Here is a 2645-nt window from a genome sequence, read left to right on the forward strand (position 1 = left end):
ACGGAAACCCCGCACCTTCACCTGAGCATCAGCACGCCCCACGAACTCCAGCACACCATCCGCCGACCACCGCACCACATCCCCGGTCCGATACATCCGCGAACCCACCACCGTGGCAAACGGATCCGCAACAAACCGCTCCGCCGTCAGACCCGCACGCCCCACATACCCCCGCGCCAACTGCACACCCGCGATATACAACTCACCCGCCACCCCCACCGGCACCGGCGACAAACCCGCATCCAACACATACACCCGCGTATTTCCCAGCGGACGCCCGATCGGCGGAGGCTGGTCCTCGGGCCGAATGGAGCTGTTCAGTGCAACGGCCGTGGTTATCACAGTGGCCTCGGTCGGGCCGTATGTGTTCCACATGCGGGCTCCGGCCGTCCACCGGCTGGCCAGGTCCGCCGTCAGCAGTTCTGCGCCCAGGACCCAGTTCTCCACTCCGGAGACTGCGGCAGGGTCGAGCACCCCGAGCAGGGAGGGGACCACACTGGCGACGTTCACACCGGACTTCTTGACCATCTCGGCCAGTGCCTCGGGTTCCGAACGTTCCGTGCTGGACGCGATGGCGAGGGTCGCCCCTGCCGCGAGAGTGACGGCCACGTCGAGTACGGAAGCGTCGAAGCTGAAGGAGGCGAACTGCAGGGCCACTGTGCCTTCTTGAACACCAAGGACCGGTCGCATCACCTCTGCGAGGTTGGCGACACCACGGTGAGGCACAGCCACCCCCTTGGGACGTCCCGTCGAGCCCGACGTGTAGATCACGTACGCGAGTTGGTCCGAGTCGACGGCGACAGGCGGCTCTTCGCCAGAGGGGGCGGCGTCCGCGTAGACGAATTCGTCAAGCAGCAGGACGTGCACCGCCTCCGAAGGCAGGTCCTGCACCGTGTCGGCAGTCCCCAGGACCACGACCGCGCCGCTGTCCGCCACCATGTAGCCGAGTCGGTCCGGCGGGTACTCAGGGTCCAGAGGCACGTACGCGCCGCCCGCACGCCACACCGCGAGGAGCGAAACGACCATGTCCGCCCCACGCGGCAGGCACAGGCCGACCAGGCGCTCCCGGCCCACGCCGAGTGCGATGAGCTTCTGCGCAAGGTGACTCGCACGCGCATCGAGCTGTGCATAGGTGAGTTCGACGTCGCCGCTGAGTACGGCGAGCGCGTCGGGAGTGCGCGCCACTCTCGCCCGGAACAGGTCGAGCACCGTGCCGGCGGGAATCTCCCGCTCGGTGTCGTTCCATGTACGCAGGATGCACTCACGCTCCTCGCCACCGAGCACGTCGACCTCGCGAATCGCCCGGTCGGGCTCCGCCACCACCGTCTCCAGTACGCGGACGAGGCGATCCGCGAGGCCCTGCACGGTCTCGGCCGTGAAGAGGTCGGTCCGGAACTCCAGCTGCCCCAGCAGCCCCCCGGAGAGCCCACCCTCGTCGTAGATCTCGGCGAGGCTGACGGACAGGTCGAACTTCGCCGCAGTGTTCGTCAGGGGCTCCGGCACGGCCTGGACTCCAGGCAGGTCGAGGTCCGGTTGCGCGTTGTTGTGAAAGGTGAGCATGACCTGGAAGAGGGGGTGGCGGGCCATGGAGCGTGTCGGGTTGAGGATCTCCACGAGCCGCTCGAACGGCACGTCCTGGTGGGCGTACGCCGCCAGGTCCGCCTCCCGGACCCGCTCCACCACCTCCCGGAACGTCGGATCGCCCGACAGGTCGGTCCGCAGGACCAGCGTGTTGAGGAAGCATCCGACGAGGTCGTCGAGGGCGTCGTCGGTACGGCCCGCGACCGGCGTTCCGATCGGGATGTCCTCCCCGGCGCCCATCTTCGACAACAGGACCGCCAGCGCCGCCTGCACCGTCATGAACACACTCGCACCGCAGGAACGCGCCAGGTCCACCAGACGGGCGTGCGTTTCGACCGGCACGTGCACACCGACGGACGCTCCTTCGGCGGAGGCGGTCGCGGGACGCGGGTGGTCGAGTGGCAGCTCAAGCTGCTCGGGCAGGTCGGCCAGGGCCTGCTTCCAGTAGGCGACCTGGGCGGCGATGACACTCTCCGGGTCGTCCTCGTCGCCGAGGGCCTCGCGCTGCCACAGCGTGTAGTCCGCGTACTGCACCTCGAGCGGCCGCCACTGTGGAGCAGCACCGCGACAGCGCGCCGCGTACGCCTGCGAAAGATCCCTCGCCAGCGGCGCCATCGACCAGCCGTCCGCCGCGATATGGTGCACCACCACGACCAGGACCCACTGGCCTGGAGCGTCGGCAACCTCCAGCAGACGCACCCGCCACGGCAGGTCCCCCTCCAGGTTGAACCCGGCACCCACGATCGCGGCCACGGTCGAAGTCACGTCGTCCAGGGACACCGGCTCGGCACGGACCTCTGGAGCGCCCTCGACCGGGTCGAGGACGTGCTGGCTCGGCTGGCCGTCCGTGCTCTGGCGGAACACGGTGCGCAGGCTCTCGTGCCGGCCCGCGACGTCCGCCAGCGCGGCCCGCAGCGCCTCCACGTCCAGCGCACCCGTCAGCCGCACAGCGAGGGGAATGTTGTACGTCGCCGAGACACCCTCGAGCTGACCCAGGAACCACAGACGCCGCTGCGCGAACGACACCGGAAGAACCTCCGGCCGCACCCGCCGCCCGAGCCGCT

At 69.1% G+C, this 2645-nt stretch carries 1 protein-coding gene; it reads right to left on the reverse strand.

From position 1 onward, the window contains the following. Nucleotides 1–2628, reverse strand: a 2628-nt coding sequence (locus tag ACZ3KP_RS40900; protein ID WP_467506214.1) for a non-ribosomal peptide synthetase, incomplete at its 3' end; no start/stop codon positions are given. Nucleotides 2629–2645 lie beyond the last annotated feature (17 nt).

The sequence above is a fragment of the Streptomyces sp. NPDC020958 genome, from assembly GCF_055562175.1.